Origin of the sequence: Alteribacter aurantiacus DSM 18675 (assembly GCF_000429705.1) — a bacterium.
Taxonomy (GTDB): domain Bacteria; phylum Bacillota; class Bacilli; order Bacillales; family Salisediminibacteriaceae; genus Alteribacter; species Alteribacter aurantiacus.
Genome location: NZ_KE386942.1, coordinates 248,975 through 271,499, shown reverse-complemented (window position 1 = coordinate 271,499; position 22,525 = coordinate 248,975). Strand labels below are relative to the sequence as shown.

At 43.4% G+C, this 22,525-nt stretch carries 24 protein-coding genes; 20 read left to right on the top strand and 4 right to left on the bottom strand.

Going from position 1 to position 22,525, the window contains the following annotated elements:
• The first annotated feature begins 61 nt into the window (after window positions 1-61).
• The 13 genes from G476_RS0116725 to G476_RS0116640 all read left to right on the top strand — a co-directional run bounded on the left by G476_RS0116725 (window position 62) and on the right by G476_RS0116640 (window position 9,986).
• Window positions 62-514 carry a DUF4234 domain-containing protein gene (locus tag G476_RS0116725; protein ID WP_026691102.1) on the top strand — a complete coding sequence of 151 codons (453 nt, stop codon included), beginning with the start codon at window positions 62-64 and terminating at the stop codon, window positions 512-514.
• A 319-nt stretch (window positions 515-833) separates the two neighbouring features.
• Complete coding sequence (locus tag G476_RS0116715) at window positions 834-1,166, top strand: hypothetical protein (RefSeq protein WP_026691100.1); 333 nt, start codon at window positions 834-836, stop codon at window positions 1,164-1,166.
• A gap of 110 nt (window positions 1,167-1,276) precedes the next feature.
• Entirely contained in the window at window positions 1,277-2,071 is a 795-nt protein-coding gene (locus tag G476_RS0116710) for a hypothetical protein (RefSeq protein ID WP_026691099.1), read from the top strand.
• A 1,137-nt stretch (window positions 2,072-3,208) separates the two neighbouring features.
• The gene (locus tag G476_RS0116690; RefSeq protein ID WP_026691097.1) at window positions 3,209-3,496 is read left to right on the top strand and encodes a hypothetical protein; all 288 of its coding nucleotides are present in this window, start codon (window positions 3,209-3,211) and stop codon (window positions 3,494-3,496) included.
• Window positions 3,497-3,533: 37 nt separating this feature from the next.
• Complete coding sequence (locus G476_RS0116685) at window positions 3,534-3,812, top strand: hypothetical protein (protein WP_026691096.1); 279 nt, start codon at window positions 3,534-3,536, stop codon at window positions 3,810-3,812.
• 118 nt (window positions 3,813-3,930) lie between these two features.
• Window positions 3,931-4,362, top strand: a complete 432-nt coding sequence (locus tag G476_RS0116680) for a DUF1284 domain-containing protein (RefSeq protein ID WP_026691095.1) — start codon at window positions 3,931-3,933, stop codon at window positions 4,360-4,362.
• Complete coding sequence (locus G476_RS22310) at window positions 4,362-4,679, top strand: thioredoxin domain-containing protein (RefSeq protein WP_051314891.1); 318 nt, start codon at window positions 4,362-4,364, stop codon at window positions 4,677-4,679. Before G476_RS0116680 ends, G476_RS22310 begins: the two co-directional genes overlap by 1 nt.
• Before the next feature lie 64 nt (window positions 4,680-4,743).
• A complete protein-coding gene (locus G476_RS0116670) occupies window positions 4,744-5,823 on the top strand; it encodes a nitric oxide synthase oxygenase (RefSeq protein WP_026691094.1) in 1,080 nt (359 codons plus the stop codon).
• A 239-nt stretch (window positions 5,824-6,062) separates the two neighbouring features.
• Window positions 6,063-6,200 carry a lmo0937 family membrane protein gene (locus G476_RS23675; protein WP_122900711.1) on the top strand — a complete coding sequence of 46 codons (138 nt, stop codon included), beginning with the start codon at window positions 6,063-6,065 and terminating at the stop codon, window positions 6,198-6,200.
• Window positions 6,201-6,486: 286 nt separating this feature from the next.
• Window positions 6,487-6,630 carry a DUF5670 family protein gene (locus G476_RS23670; RefSeq protein ID WP_156906618.1) on the top strand — a complete coding sequence of 48 codons (144 nt, stop codon included), beginning with the start codon at window positions 6,487-6,489 and terminating at the stop codon, window positions 6,628-6,630.
• Between the two features lie 471 nt (window positions 6,631-7,101).
• Window positions 7,102-8,772 carry a SulP family inorganic anion transporter gene (locus G476_RS0116650; protein ID WP_026691093.1) on the top strand — a complete coding sequence of 557 codons (1,671 nt, stop codon included), beginning with the start codon at window positions 7,102-7,104 and terminating at the stop codon, window positions 8,770-8,772.
• Window positions 8,773-8,790: 18 nt separating this feature from the next.
• The gene (locus tag G476_RS0116645) at window positions 8,791-9,417 is read left to right on the top strand and encodes a carbonic anhydrase (RefSeq protein ID WP_026691092.1); all 627 of its coding nucleotides are present in this window, start codon (window positions 8,791-8,793) and stop codon (window positions 9,415-9,417) included.
• Entirely contained in the window at window positions 9,417-9,986 is a 570-nt protein-coding gene (locus tag G476_RS0116640; protein WP_026691091.1) for a class I SAM-dependent methyltransferase, read from the top strand. The genes G476_RS0116645 and G476_RS0116640 overlap by 1 nt, the downstream gene beginning before the upstream one ends.
• 244 nt (window positions 9,987-10,230) lie before the next feature.
• Here the strand turns inward: G476_RS0116640 and G476_RS22305 are convergent, their stop codons facing one another.
• Window positions 10,231-10,590 carry a hypothetical protein gene (locus G476_RS22305; RefSeq protein ID WP_051314890.1) on the bottom strand — a complete coding sequence of 120 codons (360 nt, stop codon included), beginning with the start codon at window positions 10,588-10,590 and terminating at the stop codon, window positions 10,231-10,233.
• A gap of 104 nt (window positions 10,591-10,694) precedes the next feature.
• Between G476_RS22305 and G476_RS0116630 the strand changes: the two genes are divergently transcribed.
• Window positions 10,695-11,837, top strand: coding sequence for a YheC/YheD family protein (locus G476_RS0116630; RefSeq protein ID WP_026691090.1), 1,143 nt, complete (start codon window positions 10,695-10,697; stop codon window positions 11,835-11,837).
• Between the two features lie 184 nt (window positions 11,838-12,021).
• Here the strand turns inward: G476_RS0116630 and G476_RS22300 are convergent, their stop codons facing one another.
• Complete coding sequence (locus G476_RS22300) at window positions 12,022-12,567, bottom strand: GNAT family N-acetyltransferase (protein WP_051314889.1); 546 nt, start codon at window positions 12,565-12,567, stop codon at window positions 12,022-12,024.
• Window positions 12,568-12,727: 160 nt separating this feature from the next.
• On the opposite strand from G476_RS22300, the gene G476_RS0116620 reads away from it, so the two are divergent.
• Window positions 12,728-14,533, top strand: a complete 1,806-nt coding sequence (locus tag G476_RS0116620; protein ID WP_026691089.1) for a YheC/YheD family endospore coat-associated protein — start codon at window positions 12,728-12,730, stop codon at window positions 14,531-14,533.
• 465 nt (window positions 14,534-14,998) lie between these two features.
• A complete protein-coding gene (gene nhaC / locus G476_RS0116615; RefSeq protein ID WP_245579687.1) occupies window positions 14,999-16,438 on the top strand; it encodes a Na+/H+ antiporter NhaC in 1,440 nt (479 codons plus the stop codon).
• 206 nt (window positions 16,439-16,644) lie between these two features.
• On the opposite strand, the gene mreBH is transcribed toward nhaC, so the two are convergent.
• Window positions 16,645-17,652 carry a rod-share determining protein MreBH gene (gene mreBH / locus G476_RS0116610; RefSeq protein WP_026691087.1) on the bottom strand — a complete coding sequence of 336 codons (1,008 nt, stop codon included), beginning with the start codon at window positions 17,650-17,652 and terminating at the stop codon, window positions 16,645-16,647.
• A 254-nt stretch (window positions 17,653-17,906) separates the two neighbouring features.
• Here mreBH and G476_RS0116605 point away from each other — a divergent pair, with 254 nt between their 5' ends.
• A complete protein-coding gene (locus tag G476_RS0116605; RefSeq protein WP_026691086.1) occupies window positions 17,907-19,073 on the top strand; it encodes an acyl-CoA dehydrogenase family protein in 1,167 nt (388 codons plus the stop codon).
• Window positions 19,074-19,106: 33 nt separating this feature from the next.
• Here G476_RS0116605 and G476_RS0116600 read toward each other — a convergent pair whose 3' ends face one another.
• Complete coding sequence (locus G476_RS0116600; protein WP_026691085.1) at window positions 19,107-19,436, bottom strand: DUF3221 domain-containing protein; 330 nt, start codon at window positions 19,434-19,436, stop codon at window positions 19,107-19,109.
• Window positions 19,437-19,538: 102 nt separating this feature from the next.
• Here G476_RS0116600 and G476_RS0116595 point away from each other — a divergent pair, with 102 nt between their 5' ends.
• The 3 genes from G476_RS0116595 to G476_RS22995 all read left to right on the top strand — a co-directional run bounded on the left by G476_RS0116595 (window position 19,539) and on the right by G476_RS22995 (window position 22,524).
• Window positions 19,539-20,192: an MOSC domain-containing protein gene (locus G476_RS0116595; protein ID WP_026691084.1), complete on the top strand. Its 654-nt coding sequence runs from the start codon at window positions 19,539-19,541 to the stop codon at window positions 20,190-20,192.
• Between the two features lie 90 nt (window positions 20,193-20,282).
• Complete coding sequence (locus tag G476_RS22295) at window positions 20,283-20,771, top strand: hypothetical protein (RefSeq protein WP_051314888.1); 489 nt, start codon at window positions 20,283-20,285, stop codon at window positions 20,769-20,771.
• Between the two features lie 25 nt (window positions 20,772-20,796).
• Window positions 20,797-22,524 (top strand): right-handed parallel beta-helix repeat-containing protein, encoded by a 1,728-nt coding sequence (locus G476_RS22995; RefSeq protein WP_051314887.1) that lies wholly within the window; start codon window positions 20,797-20,799, stop codon window positions 22,522-22,524.
• Window position 22,525 lies beyond the last annotated feature (1 nt).

Genomic DNA, 22,525 nt, shown 5'->3' with positions numbered 1-22,525 from the left:
AAATCAAAAACCACTACATGATAAATAAAGCCCTTACTCAAGGGATGAAAAGGAGATTGTCATGGAACAACAAAAAATAGTAGCTGATCAAACCGATACACCGGAGTTTAAAAGTACACCAGTTATTGTCACCATTCTATTGTCTCTTATTACAATGGGGATCTACATGCCTTATTGGTTTCTTACGAGACGAAAAGAATTAAATAAGATTGATCCTGAGAAAAAGGTGTCTTTTGAATTTCCGTTATCCGTTCTCATTCTTTATTCCCTATCAGCTCTTTTTACAGTTTTGTATCTTATACTTCCTTTTAGTGAAGGGTTTGTGGCAACGATCGATGGGCTGGACCGTATCATTACCTTTTATGGTGTTACCGTAATGGTGATCTTGAGCTTTAGAGCTGTTAGTCTGTTGAAGAGCTATGACTCTTCCATTCCCGTCTCCAAATTAGCGACCTTCTTTTTCACAATTTGGTATGTACAGTATAAAATCAACAAACATTTTACTTCTAGGTAATTGATTATGGGTGTGTTGGGAGGTACTTGGAAATGGTTAGAAAGACTATAGTTATTTTTCTATGTCTTTTCTTTATAACCTACTGGCTTGATTATGAACCATTGAAAATCATATTTAGAGATATAGTTTTACTTGCAAGCGAATTCAGCATCGTTATTATTTTGGGTATGATCGTTAGCGGCATTTTATTTTGGACGCTTTTGAAACAATAACACAATCAATGAGTTTTACTATAAAGATGGATGAATAATTGGAGCTTTAGGTTTGTCCTTTGATTTACAGATAGTGTGGAACAACAGGGAACGAGGCGAACAAAGTTATGGCTGAACCCGAAGGTGATGACATGAACAATAAAAAATGGAATATACTAATCGTTTGTTGTTTAGCTTATGTTTTTATTAGTGGTGCAACGGTTAAGTTACTTCAAGGTAACCCTGATACCGAATATCTCGCTACACCATTTCTGGAGGTGGGAGGTCTTATTTGGTTTCTCTATGCGTTAACTTTGGTATCTGCAGTATTTGTCTATGTACTTAAAGTAGTTAGAGATCGACAGGAGGAAAGAAGAGTGGATGGGAAAACGTTTTTGAAAGCTCTTTTTGCCTACTCAATCGTTATTGCCTTTGTAGTGGTTGTAAATGTCGTTAGGTAAGGGATTGTCAAATAAACACATCAAACAAGCCAAAACGGTGCGGTGGCCTTTGTCTTTTTGATTAGTTACAAGAAAATGAAGACGAGATGAAAAGTAAAGGAGGAACCGGGATGTCCGGTAAACAATTTCCCCCGTATTCGTTTTTCTATTTATACGAAGAGTTGGGTATGACGTTTTATAAAAAGATTGGTACTTCATATATGGTATTGTTTTATAGTTTTGTGATCTCTTTTCTCATGTTTGTGCACCCGAGTTTTCAGATTCAAACACAAACTTTTTTTGGAATTTTGGGAATATGGACGATGAGCCTGTTTGTAGGATACAAGCAGAGTGCTAAAGCATTTAAAACATTTAAACATGAGCTTGAGGAAAATAAGGAACAGCGAAAGCGAACAATGATTGAAGAGATTTATTCCACAGATGAAGAGGTTGTGGAGAGGTGGCTTTCAATGGAGCGGCCAACACACCTTAAAAATGAGAAAGAAGGAGCTCGATTAAACCAGGCGCTTTCTGTTTTTCTTGTGGCGGTGGCTGCTTGTTGGTTTCCTTTTTACAACATGGTTCGTTTTTTGTTTTTGAGAGATGGGAAGCGTACAGCGATATGGGCGGTCTTGGGAATCGTCTTTACAATACTTCCAGCTTTGTTGTTGAGTATGATTTTTATTCCGATTGAGAGTACTGATTTTCTTGCTTTTATAAGCATTCCGCTATTCTTCTTTATGGTCGCAGCGTTTCGTTCCGTTGGCCATGCCTTTGCTCATCGTGAAGAAATTGTGTTGGCCTTCTCTCTTATTTTGCTAAATAATTCGCGAGATAAATATATAAATGGGTTTGATGAATTTTATGGTGCTCATATATTTAAAATGAATCCGGGATTTGGTGACAAGATGAGGGAAGATATTTAAGCTGGTCTACAGAACTTCGCTGTCAAATGAAATGGAGGGGTTTTTCTGAGTAATCGAGGCTGGACGGTTGTTCAAATTACTGCTTTTATTTATATCATTTCAACGGGGACGTGGTTTACTTTAATTGCACAAAACGGCAATGAAGAATTTAGACAGTTTCTACTTTCAAATGTGTGGATTGCTTACCTATGGGTGTTCACACTAGTTATTGGGGTATTTTTAATGGTCTTGGCTTATGTAGTCAAGCATGAAACAAAGGAACTGAACATACGAAGCTTATTGTATGCTTTTGTGATGCTCGGTGTATTTATCGCGATCTCTCTTTATGTGAATAGCTAGGCAATAAAAAGGGTCCAAGATATCGGCTTACAACGGTGGGAATGTATTTAGGAGATCGCCGGAAATGGAGGGTTTCTTCTGAGTAATCGAGGCTGGACCGTCGTTCAAGTTATCGCTTTTCTTTATATCATTTCAACGGGGGCGTGGTTTTCTTTACTAGCTGAAAGGCATTATGACGAAATGAGAGATTTCGTACTTTCATATTTGTGGATTGCATACCTATGGATTTTCTCGATATTCGTTGGAGTGTTTCTATTGGTCTTGGCTTATGTAGTCAAGCATGAAACAAAAAAACTGAACATCCGAACCTTCTTGTATGCTTTTGTGATGCTCGGTGTATTCATTGCGATTTCTCTTTATGTGAATAGCTGGTGAAAAGTAATCGAAGAAAACTAGACTTCTACTTATTAATGCTGTGCAAATAAGTAAATGTAACGGGAGGATCCTGTGAATAAGAAGAGATGGACGATCATTCAAATCGTTACCTTCCTTTATATTGTGTCTGTAGTTATAGGCTTTTCGTTGTTTGCTGAGCGCAATTATGATGCAACGCGAGAAGTGGTTTTGAATTATTTATGGATCGGATACATAATTATATTTTCATTATTTGTGGCGATTTTTTTATTTGGGTTAGGTTACGTAGTCAAACACGAAACTAAGGAACTTAACAAAACGGCTGTGTTTACTACATTCTCAATGATGACTGTTTTGCTTTTCATAACTTTATATATGAATAGATAATGAGAGTAATAGATAGCGGGTAAAGCAATTAAATCACGAGATAGACTGGGGATCAAGATGACAAAAAAGAAATGGACAGTTGTTCAAATCATTAGTCTTGCATACATAATCGGGTTACTATTCAGTCTCGTTCAAGTTGGGAATCAGTATCAGGAATACGGTCCGGAATTTTCCCGGAACTATCCTTGGGTGTTGGTATTGATCGGCTTATCTTCTCTTATTGCGCTAGCGTTATTTATGCTAGGTTTTGCTGCAAAAAAGGAAGAGGGTTTAAAGAAAGAAACGGTGATTACAACGGTATTGATGGTGTTCGGGTTAGGCGTTTTTGTCTATTTTTTTAGGTGAGAATGTGGGGGTCAAGTAAAGGTGGAAAGGTATAGTAATGAAGAAATGGACCATTATACAACTCGTGAGTTTTTTATACTTATTAGGGTTGGTTGTTGCCTCTTCCTACTTTGGAGCAAGGTATTATGAGGCGATGAGCTCGTTTGCCCAGAAGCATACGTGGGCCGTGATCGTCATCCTTATGTCAGCCGGGGTGGCCTTACTTCTTTTTGCATTAGGATTTGTAGCGAAAGAAGAAGGGCGGTTGAACAAACAAACGGTAGTGACATCGGTTCTTGTAATTGCGGTGTTCAGTATTTTTATGTATTTTTCTTAAAATGAACGGCCTTTTAACGTTAGGTTAGTAGAAAAAGAATGAAGCCTCTTTCCTCATAAATGATAGAATGTTAACTATAAATATAATTAGGTTGACAAATGGTCTGGAGGCGTTAGGGATGGGGGACGTTCGTACGTTAAGGGGACATCATTTGCTTTGTGTGCACGGTTTTCAGGGGATGGGGTACAGTCCTGGTTTTGTGAAAAAAATGGAGACGATTGTGGCGGACATTCGGGATCCGGAGAAGGATTTTCCGATCCGTGTTGTAGTCGACTTGGATGATGCGTGTACGGCGTGTCCTCATAACGGTGGGACGTTGTGTGTCGCAAATGAAGGTTCGGATGCTCATGTGAAAGGATTAGATACGCGGGCGATCGAGCATCTTAAATTGGAAGACGGAAAGTTGTACCGAAAAAGCAAGCTTGTGGAGTGGACGGCGAGGACGTTGAAGCCGGATGACTTGGATCACATTTGCAAAGGATGCAGCTGGCTTTCATACGGGGTTTGTAAGGCGGGAGTTCGGAAGTTGAACGACGAATGGAGATGTTAATGAACATGGAAAAGGTCACTTCGTATGAAGAGATGGGCCGTATTTTGGCAAACGAAAGAGCCGTACTTGTGCTCTTGAAGTCGCGTCAGTGTTCTGTGTGTGACGCCGTTGGTGCACAGCTTCTTGAATGGGAAAAAGGCGTTCAAGAGGTGAGTGTGAAGTCTGTGCAAATTGAAGAGGTACCTGAAGTGTCAGGACAGTGGACGGTGTTTACTGCGCCGACGCTTGTTTTTTTCGTAGAGGAAAAAGAAGTGTGGCGCGGGTCTCGCTTTATCCGGTGGGACGAACTGGACAGGGTGATCGAGCGAGTGATGTGATTTTATTCCTAGGGTAAATTCAGGTATACTATTCTCGAGTGTTTCAATGAACGGTGGAGATAAAATGACGGAATTAATGAGAGAAGCGCGGGCGTTTGTGGAGACGTGCTATCGTGAATTGGAAAAAGAAGAGAGTATTTCTGTTCGCCTTGAGGAGATCGAGCAAGAGATCTCTGAGACGGGAACGTATACCCATACAGCCGAGGAACTCACGCACGGAGCGAAGATGGCGTGGCGAAATAGTAACAAGTGTATCGGTCGCTTGTTTTGGAATATGCTTGAGGTGTTTGATGCGAGGGCTCTGACCTCTGAAGAAGCGGTGTTTCAAGCCCTGTGCCAGCACATTGAGTATGCGACGAATGGGGGACGGATTCGACCGACAATCACGATTTTTCCTGCTCGTCTTCAGGGTGGCCGTGACCGCGTGCGGATATGGAATCACCAGCTTATTCGATATGCGGGGTATGAGACTGGTGACGGTGTGATCGGGGATTCGTGGTCAGTGGCGTTTACTCGTGAGTGTGAACGGCTTGGTTGGAAAGGTAGAGGAACGGATTTTGACGTTCTTCCTCTAGTGATTCAAGTCGATGATCGGGAGCCTCGGTGGTTTGAGATTCCACAAGAATTGGTCGTTGAAGTGGAACTTAGGCATCCAGAAGAGCAACGCTTCGTTGATCTTGGGTTGAAATGGTACGGGGTACCGATCATTTCTGATATGAAGCTTGAGGTCGGCGGGTTGACGTATCCGTTGGCGCCGTTTAACGGATGGTACATGGAGACAGAGATTGGTGCCAGGAATTTATCTGATGAAGACAGGTATAATGTCTTGCCGCAGGTGGCGTCCCTGTTTGAGCTGGATACAAGGCGTGTGTCGACCTTGTGGAAGGATCGTGCCCTTGTGGAGTTGAACCGGGCCGTGCTTCACTCCTTTAAAGAGGACGGAGTGAGCATCGTCGATCACCATACGGCAGCGGAGCAGTTTCGTCAGTTTGAGAACAGAGAAGGTGGGGCGGGGCGCGATTTGACCGGCCAATGGGACTGGCTTATTCCTCCCGTGTCTCCGGCCACAACGCACATTTTTCATAAAGAGTATGATGACCGGATTGTCGTGCCGAATTACTTTTATCAAGAGAAGCCCTATTAGAAAACGGGGGTTCTCTTTTTGAGGAGGAGGGTGTCGAAAAGTATTGGGGTCAGACCCCGCACAATTGGGATTGTAGAGTTGACAAGGAATTAGGAAAATGGTTGTGACTTTTGACGTTTCTAGACTGGTTGTTTTATTTTGGTGATGTTGGGGAAAGGTAGAATTAGCAACGTTCTTACATTTGCTTATGATTCTAGACGTAATCGCAGTTCTATACTTACTCAAAGGAGGACAATCACATGCTTTGGACAATTATCGGGATCCTGATTGTATTATGGTTATTCGGGTTCTTGCTTGATGTAGCCGGCGGGATTATTCACGTATTGCTTGTTATTGCCTTGGTCGTGTTTATCATCAATATGATTCGAGGACGCTAGATAAAGGAGCCCTCTCCAATGACGGAGAGGGCTCCTTTTTTGGTTTTTTTGGAGGTGGGCCAGAGTTGAGGGGGGAGAGTGAGGAGGGCTAACCTGTTTAAATGGGGGAGGAATCTGTTTAAAGGTGGAGCGAACCTGTTTAAAGCGAAGGTGAACCTGTTGGAATCCTACTTGAACCTGTTTAAATCTCATTTCAATCTGTTTAAACGCCGCAACAAGCGCGGAGACAAGATCTATTTCCCATGCATAGTGTAGATAAACGGTGTTAGGTGGAGGGGGATGAAAGATGGTAGGACGGTTAATTGGCTTACTACTCTTGTTTTGGGCTGTGGCATTGTTGCTCAGCGTGATCGGTGGATTTGTGCAAGTGCTCATTGTACTCGGACTTCTTTATTTCATATTTAAGTTCTTCAGTTATGCTGGAAAGTGACGAGGATAGAGAGGGGGACTATCACAAGAAAGTCGCCTTTTGTAGCGGCACTTAAAGATACATAAAATGGACAGGCTTTGTAGCAATTGACACAACACAAACAAAGAGGTATTATACCTATAGGGGTATAAAAGCCTTTTTATTTTTTGTTCTTTTATATACCTATATGGGTATATAAACGAGGCGTGTATTGGGCTAAGACTTTCCCATCACTCCTGCAAAACAGGAGCATTTACACAATTGTTCGGGGGACAGACCCCGATCCTTCTCGCCTTTACGATATGCATGCGATCGATTCGTCGTGGAATAATGTGAAAAGCGATTGACTGTTTCAGGTTTGACATGACTGCTGTTTTGACGGAAAACGTTATGCTAATTGCAAAATGTCCTGCAAGAAATCACTATTTACACAATTGTTCGGGGGACAGACCCCCAATTTTATTTTGACCCCAATTTTGGAGGTGGAATGAGTTGAAAGATTGGTTACCTATTTTAGGTGTTTTAAAGAACTATGATCTAAGACAAGATTTACGGGGAGACTTGAATGCGGGGCTAATTGTCGCGATTATGCTTGTGCCTCAAGGGATGGCCTATGCCATGCTTGCGGGCTTGCCACCTGTGATGGGCCTTTATGCGGCGACGGTTCCGATTTTGATTTACGCCCTGTTTGGTACCTCACGTCAATTGGCCGTAGGACCTGTTGCCATGGTGTCGCTCCTTATCTTTTCAGGTGTATCTGGCCTGGCAGAGCCAGGATCGTCGGAATACGTGTCCCTTGTTATTTTACTGGCTCTGATGGTCGGTGTGATTCAGCTAATGATGGGGGTACTTAAGCTCGGCGTGGTCACAAAATTCATTTCCCACGGCGTCATTTCAGGTTTTACAAGTGCAGCTGCTATTATTATCGCTTTTAGTCAACTCAAGCACTTGGTTGGAATCGACCTGGAAAGTTCAAAAAACGTGTTTGCGATCATCTCAGAGGTGATCCTACGCATTGGAGACATTCATCTTCCAACGCTCATGATCGGGCTTGGTAGCATTGCGATTCTTATAGGAATGAAGAAGTGGGCGAAGAAGCTTCCGGCACCCCTTGTTGTGGTTGCTCTTAGCATGCTCACGGTGTGGGCCTTGAGCCTTCACACGAACGGTGTTGCGATTCTACGTGACGTCCCAGCAGGGCTTCCAGGACTTACGGTGCCAGTGATCGACACCAGCCTCGTTCTCGCCCTGTTACCAACAGCCATTACAATCTCCATTATCGGCTTTGTTGAATCATACGCAATGGCAAACGTCATTGCAGCGAAAGAAAAATATCGTGTCCACGCAAACGGCGAATTAAGAGGGCTGGGTCTTTCCAATATTGGCGCAGCTTTCTTCACTGGTTTTCCCGTAACAGGTGGATTTTCACGTTCGGCCGTAAATTACGACGCCGGTGCAAGAACCCCTGTTGCAGCCATCATTACGTCAGGGCTTATTGTGATCGTCCTTCTCTTCCTTACTGGCTGGTTTTATTTCTTGCCTCAAGCCGTTTTGGCAGCGATTATTATGATGGCTGTGTATAAGCTCATCGATGTAAAAGAAGCGGTTCATCTCTGGCGCGTCAAACGAATTGATGGCATTACGCTACTCGTCACTTTTTTAGCCACACTAACCCTAGGAATTGAATGGGGAATTGCCGTTGGTATAGCCTTTTCACTTCTTGTATTTATCTATCAAAGTAGTAAACCGCACATCGCTGAACTTGGTTATGTGGAAGAATTGAACCTATATCGAAATGTCAATCGTTTTACAAATGCCAAAACATTTGAGAAAACTTTGATTGTGAGGATTGATTCGCCGCTTTATTTTGCTAATATGGAATTTATAAAGGATTATTTGCACGATCAGGTGATTAAAAGAGAGGCGCTCTCTCATGTGGTCCTCGATTTCTCCGGGGTAAACGATATGGATGCCATTGCTCTTGATGAGCTTGAGGAATGGATTCGCACAGAGCGCGACAATCATCACGTGCAAACGACGCTTGTGAGTGTGAAAGGACCGGTCAGGGACTTGCTCGACCGGGCAAATTGGTCCGAGAAATTCGGTGCCCACAGTCAATACCCGTCCATTGATCAAGCGCTCATAGGTCTTAACGTAAAATAAAGAAGGCAGGGATGAGACGTGGAATTAAAAGATTTAAAGCGAAAGAATTTAGAATTTCAAAAGAAATGGCTTAAAGATGATCCGACTTTTTTTGAACGCTTAAACGAAGGGCAGCACCCCGAGTTTCTCGTGGTCGCTTGCAGTGACTCCCGTGTATGTCCAACAACCATTATGGATGTTGAACCGGGACACATGTTCATTCACCGCAACATCGCAAACCAAGTCGTTCACGAAGACGAGAGCTTTAGCGCAACTCTTTATTACGCTCTTGTCCATTTAAAAGTAAAATATATTCTCATCAAAGGCCACACCGGTTGCGGCGGTGTGCAAGCCGCTTGGGCAGACAATAAAGAAGAAGGCCTCCAAGGCTGGCTCAAACATGTCAAAGAAAGCCTCCCAGAGGACCGTGAAAGCCGAGAATGGACGAGTGAAAAGCTTTGTAAATATAATGTTCTTTACCAAGTTACAAAACTTAAAAAGCACCCTGTATACCAAGAATACGGCCAAGGAGTACCCATTATCGGCGCATTATACAACCTAGCAAGCGGAGAAATGGATGTGTACGACCTCGACGCCCTCATCCAAAGCGACGCTGAGAGAGAACAGGTAATGGACATGCTGAATCAGACGGAGGTTGAACGCTAATGGCAGGCGAACGATTCGATCCGGCTAAAGCAGACCGGCTGCTCGCTCCCGACAGGAAAGCCTTGATTGACGCCGATTGGGTAGCGGATTTACTGGAGTTGAAGGATGGAGACACAGCTTGCGATTTAGGCGCAGGGAATGGATACTTCACCCTACCTCTAGCAGAGAGGACTCAAAACGATGTGTACGCTGTCGATGTGGAGCCGGAAATGCTCGGTCTTTTAGGCGTAAGAGCCATGGAAGCAGGCTTTGAGCAAGTAGGTTTGATTGAGGCAACTCTAGAAGACATCCCTTTGCCGGACGATTCGGTGGGCGGACTAGTCGCTGCCTTTGTGATGCACGAAGTGGAAGACCGGGTTCAGGCATTTCGCGAAATGAAGCGCATGCTTAAAGACGGTAGCAAAGGTGCCATTGTGGAGTGGAAAAAAGAAGAATTTACAAAGGGACCACCTCTTCACGAGCGTCTCGAATCGGATGTGCTTGTAGCTGACGCGAACGAAGCGAACTTGAAAGTGATGGAGGTCATCAACCTCGACCACGTATACGTCGTGTTAGTGAGAAACGAATAAAGAGCAGAACCCCAAAGGTTGTAGATTCCTTTGGGGTTTTTTCTCGTCGTGTAGGAAAGGGGCAGCTCGAGGGTATATCGGTAGGTTGGTTATCGAGCCTTAATGCGGGTTTATCGAGCATTAATGGTATTTTATCGAGCCTTATCCGAAGTTTATCGAGCTTTATTCATATTTTATCAACCACTATTCCCGATATATCGGCCAAACGACAAAAAGCGACACTCCCAATGGTCCAATGCCCAGCCTATACTCTTGGGCGACGGCTCTGACGTCTCGATGGCACCATATGCATCGACGTTTTTCGCTTCGATGGTGCTTCTTTTTTATCCTCAGCTAGAAGTTTGTGATAATACGTTCCAACTAGTGTCACAAGACCAACACCAAACAAAATACTTCCTGTCACTAAAAAGTTGGTTGTGTAGCTTTGAATGTGTAGGTGATAAAAAATGGTGTCTACACCGAAATCTTCAAAACTTGACTGGGAACGCATCCAATTGTCTACCATACTCGTTCCAAAATGACTGCTGGAAAAAATTAAAATGAGCCCTGCTATTGTTACTAAAGAACTAATAATCATCACATGAGTGAAGCGCTCCGGTCCCATCCGCTATTCTCCTCTGTTAAGCATCTTTTTATCTTCCATATTATTCTATCATATAGAAAGGGACATTTTACCATTGTTTTCATATGATGAAGAGATTGAAGTTCATGTTGGTGGTGAAGGTGTTGAAAGGAAATGGTGTTGTTGTCGGTGTGACAGTGGGGGCACGGGCACTGCGTAACCTTCTTAAGCAAGAGGCCGGTCCTCGCATTTTAAAAACAGTGGAAGCTAGTGAGAAAGAACAGATGAAGTTGTTTTATTTCAATGGATCGTGTGTGGATGTTGAGCGTCAAACGATCGACGGTGTTTATCTGGATCGCAAACGAGGTATTTGGAAAACAAAGACCTTTGAGTATCCCGACGTCATTTATAACCGTGGTGGTGGTGCGATCTTCACGTCAGCAAGTGAGAAAGCGCGAAAATTCCGTGAACAAATGGAGGAAAAGAATATTCCTTCGATCAATTACTTACGAGGGTTCAATAAGCTTGATTTGTATAGTATTTTAAAGAAAAATGAAAAGCTTCGTGAGTATTTGCCGTTTACAAAGAGGGTTCGTAGTGTAAAAGTTCTCGATGACTTTTTTGCAAAAGAAAGTGCCGGGTTTATTAAAGCTTTCAATGGTCGCAAAGGCGAGCAAGTGATCAAGGTGGAGAAAACCGGGCCTTTCTTTACGTATCGTTATTATAAAGAAGGACTGTTCACGGGAAGATCGGGATCGACGAAACAACTTTATGAAGATGTAAAAGAGGTTTTGGGCAACAAGCCCTTTTTGATTCAAACTGCGATTGATTTGATGCGTTACAACAATAGGGTAACGGATATGAGGGCAGAACTGCAGCGTAACGGTGAAAAAGAGCTTGAAGTGGTGGCAATTTGTTCGAGAGTGTCACAAGTGGGTTCGCCAATTACGACTCATTCTGAAAGCTTTCCTTACGATGAGTTTTTAAAAGAAAAGCTGCAATTTTCCCACGAAGCCTTTGAAGTAGCTGATCGAAAGATTGAAGCATTTTTAACGGACTGCTACGAAGCGCTTGAAGGCCATTATGGTCCTGTTGGGGAGCTAGGAATTGACTTTGCTCTCGATCGAAACGGGAAAGTGTGGTTCATCGAATCGAACGCCCACTCGGCGAAAGTGTCCGTCGTAAAAGCGTATGAAGAAGATGTAGTGGAAAAAGTGTTCGAGAATCCGCTTCGCTACGGAAAGCGGTTGGTTTATGAAAAGCACGGGATTCCGTGGGATGAAGAGTAAAGTAGGGTGCTTCAACTGATGAAGGCTTTGAGCATTCCTAAAGGCAGAGAGACGGGGGTCTCTCTGCCTTTTCGGTGTTTTCTGTCCTCCCAGAGGATAGGTGCAACTAAAACTTTCGCCATTATCGGCGAAAAGACAAGTTTTCATTATACTTCCAGCATAAGTACAACTAAGGCTTTCGCCGTTATGGGCGAGAAGCCAAGTTTTCTTTATCGTTCGTAATCGGAGTTTTGGCTTTTTTATTTAATACATAGTGATAAAACTTTTTATCCACTTCGAGGACGGGGAAGCGGGATGGAAGAGCATCTGGCGGAATGCTTGTAAAACCGTTTTTCTCGTAAAAGCGGTGTGCGGCTTTAAATGCAGGTGTCGTTCCAAGGTAGATGGCGCTTACTTCTCGTTGGTTTGCCCAATTGATGGCGGTGGAGAGTAATTCGTGTGCAGTCCTAAAGGTAGATCCTCTATAGGGTTTGGCTACGAACATTTTTCTAAGAGCCAAATGACTATCCCCTATATCTAACAAGCTGATCGTACCGACTACTTGTTCACCATCTAAGGCGATCCAGAAGTTGCCGTTTCCTGTTTGATAGAAGGATGGGATCGAGTGTAAATCGGGCTGATCTTCAATTGTGATCGGAATGGCATATTCCTGTTGCTGGATGGACAAAATCAAGTCTTCTACTTGCTTTTGATATCTCGAGTCATACACGCGGACGACGGGCTTCTTCATGTTGTGTGCTCCTTTTTGTATGCTAAAAGTAGGAAATGAGATCTTTAGCATAATATACCATACTTGTTATCTAGCCTTGAACTGGTTGTTTACCCGTGTCCTAATACCATCCTTCACATACATTAAAACTAACCGGACTTGAATGTAAAGGAGAGCGAGGATGGATACGTACTGCTTAGGCGTAATGGTAACTGAGAATGTCTTAACTGAGATGGTCACCAAGCAAAATGCCATTGAACGGGACCATGACCTCGTTGCTGCCAGTGTTCAAGTGGGAATGGATATTTATTTTTTCTCACCTGAAGATGTAAACGTGGAAACAGGGACAGTGACGGGTACTTATTATCATCATAAAAATGAAAAATGGGTTCAAAAGATAAACATCCCTATACCTAGGGTGATTTATCGAAGAGTGGCAGGGGCTAGTTTGTCAAAGAACAAAAAGCTGAAATCGTTTTTGCGTAAAAAAAGAATTCACTTAATTAATCGGTCTACGGGCTTTAATAAGTGGAAAGTCTATACAAAATTACATGAATCACAGTATATCAGGCCTTTTTTGCCAGAAACGGTTGTACTGAAGGACCAGGCTGACGTAAAGGACATGATCGATAAATATGGTCGAGTCTACTTAAAAGGGGTTAAGGGTGGACGGGGCCGGCAAGTGATGATGGTTGAAAAGGTGAAGAGTGGTTACGAATACAGTGTGTTCAAAGAAGAATTAACGAAGGTTAATGTGAAGAAATTCTCTTCTTTAATGAGCCATGTTAAAGCCTTTTACCGAAAACAAAAGGTGATTATTCAAGAACCAATCAATTTGCTCACATACGAAGGGCGCTTGGTCGATATTCGTGTAGAGGTTCAAAAGGATGGAAACAATACGGTAAATGCAGTATCTCCTTGTGTGAGATTGGGCAGTTGCGATGCCCCGATCACCACTCATGCGAAAAGTTACCCTTTGGAGTCATTCTTAAAGGAGAAGCTTGAATTTACGGAAGAGGAAGTAAAGAGCGTTCAGTCGAAAATGAGCGACCTCGTTTCCATGGTCATGCACCAGCTAGAGAAACACGACGGCCCCTGTGGTGAAGTGGGGATTGACCTTGGGTTGGACAAAAATAAAAAACTTTGGTTTATTGAATGCAATTCCAGAAGTTTAAAAGTATCCTTGGCAAAAGCGTATGGTAGGGAAAAACTTCAAGAGGCGTATAAAATGATTCTTCAATATACCAAGTTCATGTGCGACACGTTAGCTGCAGAAGATAAGGCAATAGAGTTAGAGAAAGAAAGGAAAACAGCAGAGAAAAAAGCAGAGAAGAAAGCGCAAAAGAGAGCAGAGAAGAGAGCAGAGAAGAAAGCCAAAAAGATGAATAAGAAGAAGAAAGTGAAAAAACGTCTTTCACCATCTCGCTCGATCGAATCGAAAAAAGAAGCGGCTACAAGAAGGACCTATCATCAGCAAAGGACAAGAGGAAGGAGCACCCCTCTTATTGCAGAACAGGCAAGGATAAAGCGACAGACCATTCCGGTAGCTGAGACCTTCTTTTCTCCAGTACAGAAGGATAAAAAGGGAGGGAATGTCCTTAGTTTCTCCAATGACCTCAAAAGGGCGAGTAAGGGGAAAAACAGTCCAGTGCGTAGGGATAAGAGTACTTCTTACGAGAGTAGTAATGTCGTTTCTTTTCAGGAAGGCAGAGAGCGGCGAATGGCTCAGTCGGCAATGGCGATAGGAACATCGAAAAGAAGAAGTAAGGAATCTCAACAAACCCATTCTGTAGTGAATGATTTAAAAAGCCAAGTGTCATTTTCAAATGAGGAGAGGGCTTTCATTCAAGAGCAGCAACAAAAAGTGCGGAAAAATCAAAGAGGAAACACCTCAAGTGTGCAACGGGTATCCAGTAAAGAACTTCTGGCTAAGCGGCTGAATGCTGTTCACAGCTATAATCGTGCAGGCGTCCAACCTTACATGTAAGTTCTTCTTTATAGTTGACAAATAGGCAGAAGCATATTATTCTAATAACTATCAAACGAACACTTTATTACTTAAAAGCGTTTAAGCGTCTAAGTGAGATAGCAAACAAAACAACAAATGAAAAGTAGATCGTAATAAAAGCATAGTAGCTTTGATTCGAGCAGTCAACAGAGACTGAGTGGGAGCTGTAAACTCAGGCAGAATCAAAGATGAAATACACTTTTAATCACTATGCGATCGCAAACCAAAGTGGACAAAGACAGCGCAGAGCCTACAGCAAGTTGAGCCGAGTTGAGTATGAGTATGGGTGAGTGAACACGAGTCAAGTGCGCAACGTCTAGTCAAATAGGGTGGTACCGCGGAAACTTCTCCGTCCCTAACCAGGACAGGAGAAGTTTTTTTGTTGCCACCAACATTGTGCGGGGACTGACCCCCGAACATTTGTGGGAAAAGGAGGATGTTGAGATGAGTGTAGAGATGGATGGTAAGAGCGGGCGAGAGCCAAAGGTAAGCCGTATTGAAGCGGTGGCCGTTATTGGGATGATTTTGGCAACGATTGGGGTGTCTCTTGTCTATTTGGACGCTCAGCCTCACGTTCCGATTTTCCTTGTCATCTTACTTTTAGCGTTATTTAATACAATCAAAAAGCAACCGTGGTCCTTTGTAGAGGAAGGTCTAGTTAAAGGAATAAGATCAGGCATAATTCCTGTAATCATTTTTATGCTTATTGGGATCTTGATTGCGGTATGGATGCAATCTGGTACAATTCCAACTTTAATTGCGTACAGCTTTCAAGTCATATCAACTGAGTACTTTTTGCCAAGTGTCTTCATAGTCACTGCAATCGTTGGGATGGCTGTAGGAAGTTCATTCACTACGGCGTCGACGATTGGAATTGCCTTTATGACGCTTGGCTCGATCCTTGGAATGGATTTAGCGATGGTGGCTGGTGCAGTTGTATCCGGAGCGCTACTTGGTGACAAGATGAGTCCATTATCTGACACCACAAACTTGGCCTCGAGTGTATGTAAGGTAGATTTATTCGAGCACATTCGTCACATGATGTGGACGGCAGTGCCAGCCACGTTGATCAGTATGGTCTTATTCTTTATTATTGGACGAGCCCAAGAACCGACAGCCACATCTGAAGTGAACGAATGGATTGCAACATTAACTGCAAATACACATGTGACGGTGTTTGCTTTATTACCGGCTTTAGTGATGGGTGTAATGGCCATTAGAAAAACACCTGCTATTCCAACGATGATTGCGGGTATCGTGAGCGGCTTTATTGTTGCTGTTATTTTGGACGGACAAGTAGCCGCGAGCCAATGGATGGTTCTTGTTCAAGAAGGTTTTACCGCTACTACAGGCACTGAGGACATTGATACGCTCCTCACTCGTGGTGGCATTCAAGACATGATGTGGGCTACGTCCCTCCTAATTTTGGCCCTTGGAATGGGAGGTATTCTCTCTAGACTTAACATTATTGATACGTTAATTAGTGCGATTCGTTCAGCTGTAAACAATAGAGGGAAAGCTGTTTTATCAACGACCCTATCTGCGATTGGGATAAACATTAGTCTTGGGGAACAGTACATGAGTGTCGTACTTACTGGGGAAGCGTATGAAAAGCAGTACCGTAAGCTAGGATTAAAAGGGAAGCACTTGTCCAAAACGCTTGAAGCGGGTGGGACAGTGATTAATCCTTTAATCCCATACGGTGTAAGTGGCGTATTCATGACGAGCGTACTAGGCGTACCTGTCCTTTCATTCTTACCTTTCGCTTTCTTCTGTCTCCTATGTCCAATCATTACGATTATCTACGGGTTTACAGGAATCAGCATGAAAGACGATGGCGGCCCTTCAGTAGCAGAAGCAACTGAACAAAAAGCAACCGCATAAAAAAATTCGGGGGTCTGTCCCCGTACAATACTAGGACTGCTCTTGACATAGAGCAGGCCTAGTGTTTTTTGTTGTAGTTCTTTGGTGAGCATTGTCAAGGGGGGAGAAAGGTTGTTACGGGGACAGACCCCTGAACATTACTTTGAACATTCCCGTGGTCAAATAAGAAGAAAACAAAAAGTTCGGGGATCAGACCCCCGAACTTTTTAGCGTGCAGCTTTTTGTAGTTTGTGGATAACGTTTAGAGAACGTCCTGTTCCAATTGCGACCGCCTCAAGTGGATTTGGTGCAACGTGTACGGGAACGACGATTTCTTCACTGAGCCAATCTTGAATTCCATTTAACAATGCACCGCCTCCTGTTAGAATCACACCTCGGTCAACGATGTCACCGCTGAGCTCTGGAGGGCAATCTTCAAGAGTGGCACGAATCGCTTCAAGAATGGAAAGGAGAGACTCACGAATGGCACCTTGAATTTCAGTTGAGCTTAGGTTGATTGTTTTCGGAAGTCCAGTTACAAGGTCCCGTCCGCGAACGTCCATTGTTAGTTCTTCGTGTTCCACCAAAGCATATGCGATATTCATCTTAACTTGCTCACCAGTACGATCTCCAATTAACAAGTTATAGTTCTTGCGCACGTAGTGAACAATATCTTCATCCATCTGGTCACCGCCCACACGGATGGAGTTACATGATACAACCCCGCCAAAGGAGATGATCGCAACTTCTGTCGTACCGCCTCCGATATCGACAACCACGTTTGCGATTGGCTCTTCAACAGGGAGGTCCGCACCGATCGCAGCCGCTACAGGCTCTTCGATCAAGTCAACGTGTTTCGCACCACAGTTTTTAACCGCATCGTGTATCGCTCGGCGCTCTACCGATGTGGAGCCTGAAGGGGTACAAACAACAACGCTCGGTTTACGAACAGAAAACCCGAGCTTTTTACTAACTTTTTTCATAATTTCTTTAAGCATATCGGTCGTTACTTGATAATCTGCAATGACTCCGTCTTTTAACGGGCGTATTGCTACGATATTTTCAGGCGTTTTTCCGACCATGTTTTTCGCGTCATTTCCGATGGCAAGTACATTTTTCGTGTGAAGATCAATAGCAACAACGGAAGGTTCGTTTAGAACGATTCCTTTGTTTTTTGTATATACTAGGATGTTAGCCGTCCCTAAATCAATACCAATTTGAGTAGTTGAAAACATTTGAAGTCCCCCAAGCATAGTTTACGTGTACTATATTCATTCTTGTATGCTAACAGATTTGTAGGGGTAAATAAGTGATAAAATTATGGAAAAATGTCATGAATCATGTCATTTCCCGGGAAAAGAGAAAAGGATTTCCCACTAATTTGTAATCTTAACATCTAATTGTAAAAAACGTGTCAAATAAGCAACTCTGTAGCATAATGCCGAGTTTTTCGATATGATTTAACTAAATGCACAAAGTAGGTGATCGGATGAGCGATATGAAGGACCTGTTTTTGTTAACTGACAAACAAATAGAACGTCATGATACGATCGAAGCGCTCATTCCACGGTTTAAAGAACGAGCAGCTGAATTAGACGAAAAGGCAGCCTTTCCGTTTGAGAACTTCGCCGAACTAAAGGAAAAAGGGCTAACAAAAATAGTCGTTCCAAAAGTATTTGGAGGGGAAGAAGCCTCTTTGACGGACTTTCTTCTTGTTCAAGAACAAGTGGCACAAGGGGACGGAGCAACCGCTCTTAGTCTTGGTTGGCATAATGGCGTGATCATGCAGCTGCGAGAAACAGAAAAGTGGTCGCAGAAGAATTTCATTACACTTAGTAAAGAAATTGTGGATAAAGGCGTCCTGATCAACACCATTGCAACGGAACCGGCAACAGGAAGCCCTGCCCGAGGAGGAAAGCCGGAAACGACGGCTCGACCTATAGAGGGAGGGTATGAAATTTCCGGAAAGAAAACGTTCACGTCACTAGCGCCGATCTTGGACTACTTTATCGTTACTGCGACAGTAGAGCCTAACGGTGAAATTGGGGAATTCCTTATCCCAAAAAATTCTGAAGGGCTTTCGATTGATGAAACGTGGAATACGATGGGCATGAGAGCCACGAGAAGTGATGACTTGATACTCCATCGAGTAAAGGTGGACGGCGACGCTTGGGTAGCCAAGCGTACACCTGGAAGTAAGCCTGCCATTCCACACGGGTGGCTCCTTCATGTGCCAGCCTGTTACATCGGCATTGCCAAAGCGGCTCGCGATGAAGCTGTGGCGTTTGCCAAAACGTATCAGCCGAACAGCCTCGATCATCCAATTAAAGACGTGCCCGAAGTGAGGCGCAAAACAGCGGAAATGGATCTGAAAATGATGCAAGCGAGACATTTTATGTACTCTGTTTCAAAAATGTGGGATGACTATCCTGAGCACAGGCCAAACTTAAGCACAGAATTAACTGCAGTCAAAACGACGGTGACGAATATGGCCATTGACATTGTCGACTTGGCCATGAGAATCGTAGGAGGCCACAGCTTGGCCAAATCAAACCCATTGGAACGGTATTACAGAGACGTTCGTGCGGGGCTTCACAACCCACCGTCAGATGACATTACGATGATGGCGCTAGGTAACAAAGCATATGATTCATAAAACGAGGCGGTCCATTAGGGGCCGCCTTTGCTGTTATTCTCCTATCTGTTCAATGGTTATGGCTTCTGCCTGTGCTGGATAACTTTCCATGATCTCATCTGTTGTTACTTTAACCAAGTCGCCTTGATCAAAACTGTCTGGATCCTCAATACCATAGATCCAAAAAGCTTCCCCAACACCTCCATCGTGAATGGCATCCTCATCAAGGGCATTTGCTTCCTCTTCACTCACGCCTTTTACAATCAAAAGGGCTTGTTCCCCTTTATCTACTACACGACCTTCAATGGCCGTACTCCCCTCATTGCTTCCACAAGCGGCAAGGAAGACTAACAAGAGTATCCATATAGTTCGACTTAAGTTCATGGCCACACGCTCCTTCTAGAAAGTTAGTCGCCATCTATCGTTTGTTGTTTCACATGTAAACGTTTAAAATGGTAAAAAAGTGCAAAAGGAGCTGGTCTTTCTATGCTAACAGGAAAAGTTCAAGCATTAAATACAGGAAAAGTCCAAGTCATTGCCGGGTCAGGGAAAAAAGAAGTGGCTTCAGGAATCATCAAAACGCCTGTTGAGGGGCCTGTTTTTTTAACAAAAACAAAGCTTAAAGGGGACGAACAAGAGGATCTTGTGAACCACGGGGGGGTGGATAAAGCGGTATGTGTTTATTCTTCGGAGCACTATCCTTATTGGGACGAGAAACTTGGTATAAAGATGGAGGTAGGGGCGTTCGGAGAGAATGTGACGGTGACAGGCCTTTTGGAAAAGGACATCTGTATCGGCGACACATTTAAATGGGGAGAGGCAGTCGTTCAAGTAAGCCAACCTCGTCACCCTTGCTACAAGCTTGCGAAACGTCACGATGTTAAAGAGCTACCTTTGTACGTGCAAGAAACGGGATATTCCGGATTTTATTTTCGTGTTTTACAAGAGGGACAGGTATCAAAAGAGGACGACCTTCGTTTTAGGGAACGCCTTACAAACACCACAATCGCTCAAGTGAATCGACTGAACTTTCAAGAGGCAGACGATGTAAAAGGACTGCGGGCATTGGCCGAACTCCCATACTTGGCCGAATCTTGGCGAGCAGGAGTGGAGAACAAGCTGAGGAAGTTGGTCGAGTAACAACGTCATAGTTGTGATTGACTATTTATTCATAAATGAGGTATAAGACACCCTCTATTGCTATAACGATAGAAATGGAGGTGAATGATAATGGGAATCGTGATACCAGGTCCCCCTGGTCCACCTGGTCCACCCGGTCCTGCTGGACCTCAAGGCCCTGCCGGAACCGCAGCTTCAACTGATTATGGTTATATCTACCAGCAAACTGCCCAGAGTATAGAGGTGAACGAAGACATTACATTTGATACGAATGGTGTCTTATTTGGTGGAGTTGGTCATACTCCTGGGGATAGTGAGATCATTCTTAACACCCCTGGGAATTACAAAATCATTTTTTCAGTCACTAGTGAACAAGCAAATCAGTTTTCTGTTTTTGTAAATGATGAATTGGTGGAAGGAACGGTTTATGGATCTGGGGATAGCAACCAACAAAATACAGGTTTTTGTATCATTTCAATAGCGGGCGTCTCGACGGTTACTATTCGAAATTTCAATTCCGATTCTACAATCCTTTTAGAGACATTAGCCGGAGGCATAGAAGCGAACACAACAGCTTCGGTGCTAATTCAAAGGCTCTAAAACATGAGTGGAAGGTGGTCATCAAATGTGTGCTCAGGTGGTTGGGCCTCCTGGTCCCCCAGGTCCTCCGGGTCCCACCGGTCCTCAAGGTCCCCCGGGGTTCTCTTCAACACATGCCTATATTTTTAATCTTGCGACACAAGGGTTACAGCCCGGAGACGAGATTGCTTTTTCAAATACAGGAGTGTCTTTCGGTCCTATCGAACATCAAGATGGAGAGTCTGACATTATTTTTAATGAGGTCGGTGACTACGCAATAACCTTCTCTGTGACTGGTGAACAGAGAAACCAGTTTACGTTGTTTTTAAATGATCAAGTCATACCAGGCACGATTTATGGATCAGATGATGAGAATCAACAAACATTTGGGCAGGTGGTAGTGACCATCACGAATACCCCTAGTACCTTGACGTTACGTTACTTCAATAACCTTAGTATCTTTCCAGTATCACTCCAAACACCAGCTGGGGGGATTGAAGGGAATGTAACAGCATCTATATTCATACAAAAGTTGGGTCAACAAGTGTCGGTAGAGGTATCATCAGAGGCAGAATTACTTGCTGCTTTAGCTAACGAAGATATAAGCCTAGTAATCGTAGAACCCGGCACATATGATTTGAGTGGGTCACCGCCTATCACCAGGACAACGGCAGTGAGAATTGAGTCTGAAAGCCCAGACGCTTTCATTACCCTTAACGAAGACCAAACATATGATTACATTACAATTGGTTCTAATGTGAATGTAAACTCTGAGCGCATTCTAAACGTTAACCAAGGCATCACCTATGCATCAATCCCTCTCGCCATAACAAATGCAGCCCCAGGAGATACAATTCTTTTGTCACCTGGAACGTATACCTTAACTTCGCAATTGATTATCGATCGTTCCCTAACCCTAAGGGGAATCTCCTCCGCATACACAAACGTTGTTTTTGATTTTATACCTGTTTCACCAGTAGGTTACTTATCAATTCGGGCTAGTGATGTGGTTGTTGAAAACATCCATTGGATTGGTCCAACAACTGCCGGTGGAGATATTTCTTTATTTAATATTCCCTCTTTTGGGTTCCCTGAAATACTAAGAGATAATATTGTTTTACAATATAATATCTTCCAGGGAGGCAGGTATACGGCATTTATTAAAGCTCAGAATTTACTTTTTATTGGAAATACATTTTTGCATAATGGAAATCGCGATGGGCTCGTTTTTCAACGCATTGACGGAAACACCATCGTTTATGGCAATCGTTTTAACGGTAGTGCAACAAGCAGAAGGTTTATCTCAATTGAGACAGCTAATCAATTTGATTTTGCAGGAGGATCTATTACTGTCGGAAATAACTTTGTAACAAGCTTTCAGCAATACATCCTATATAACTCTCCTCCTGTAAACTTAACCTTTATCGTGGATGAGAATTATATTGACCATACTGGAGGTCCGGCAGGTAGTACAATTATTTTCTTTCTTCCAGCTTGGAGTTTTGGTGGTTTTGAAGAGATTCTCATTGATGATAACATCATCATCAATCCGAATCCAAACCGGTTAGGCGTGTTTATTGATTACCGTAGTGGAGGGACGTCCATCCCCGCTGATGATCAGATACAGGTATATAATAACAGCTTTAGTGTGGCATTACCTTGGGGAGCAGCAGGGGATACAGTAGACCCTAACTATCCGGTTGGCTATAGTACCAACGCTCCGGTTGGGATGAGTCTTGATGTCTTCGATTTGCAAGGAAACATAAATTTTTAGT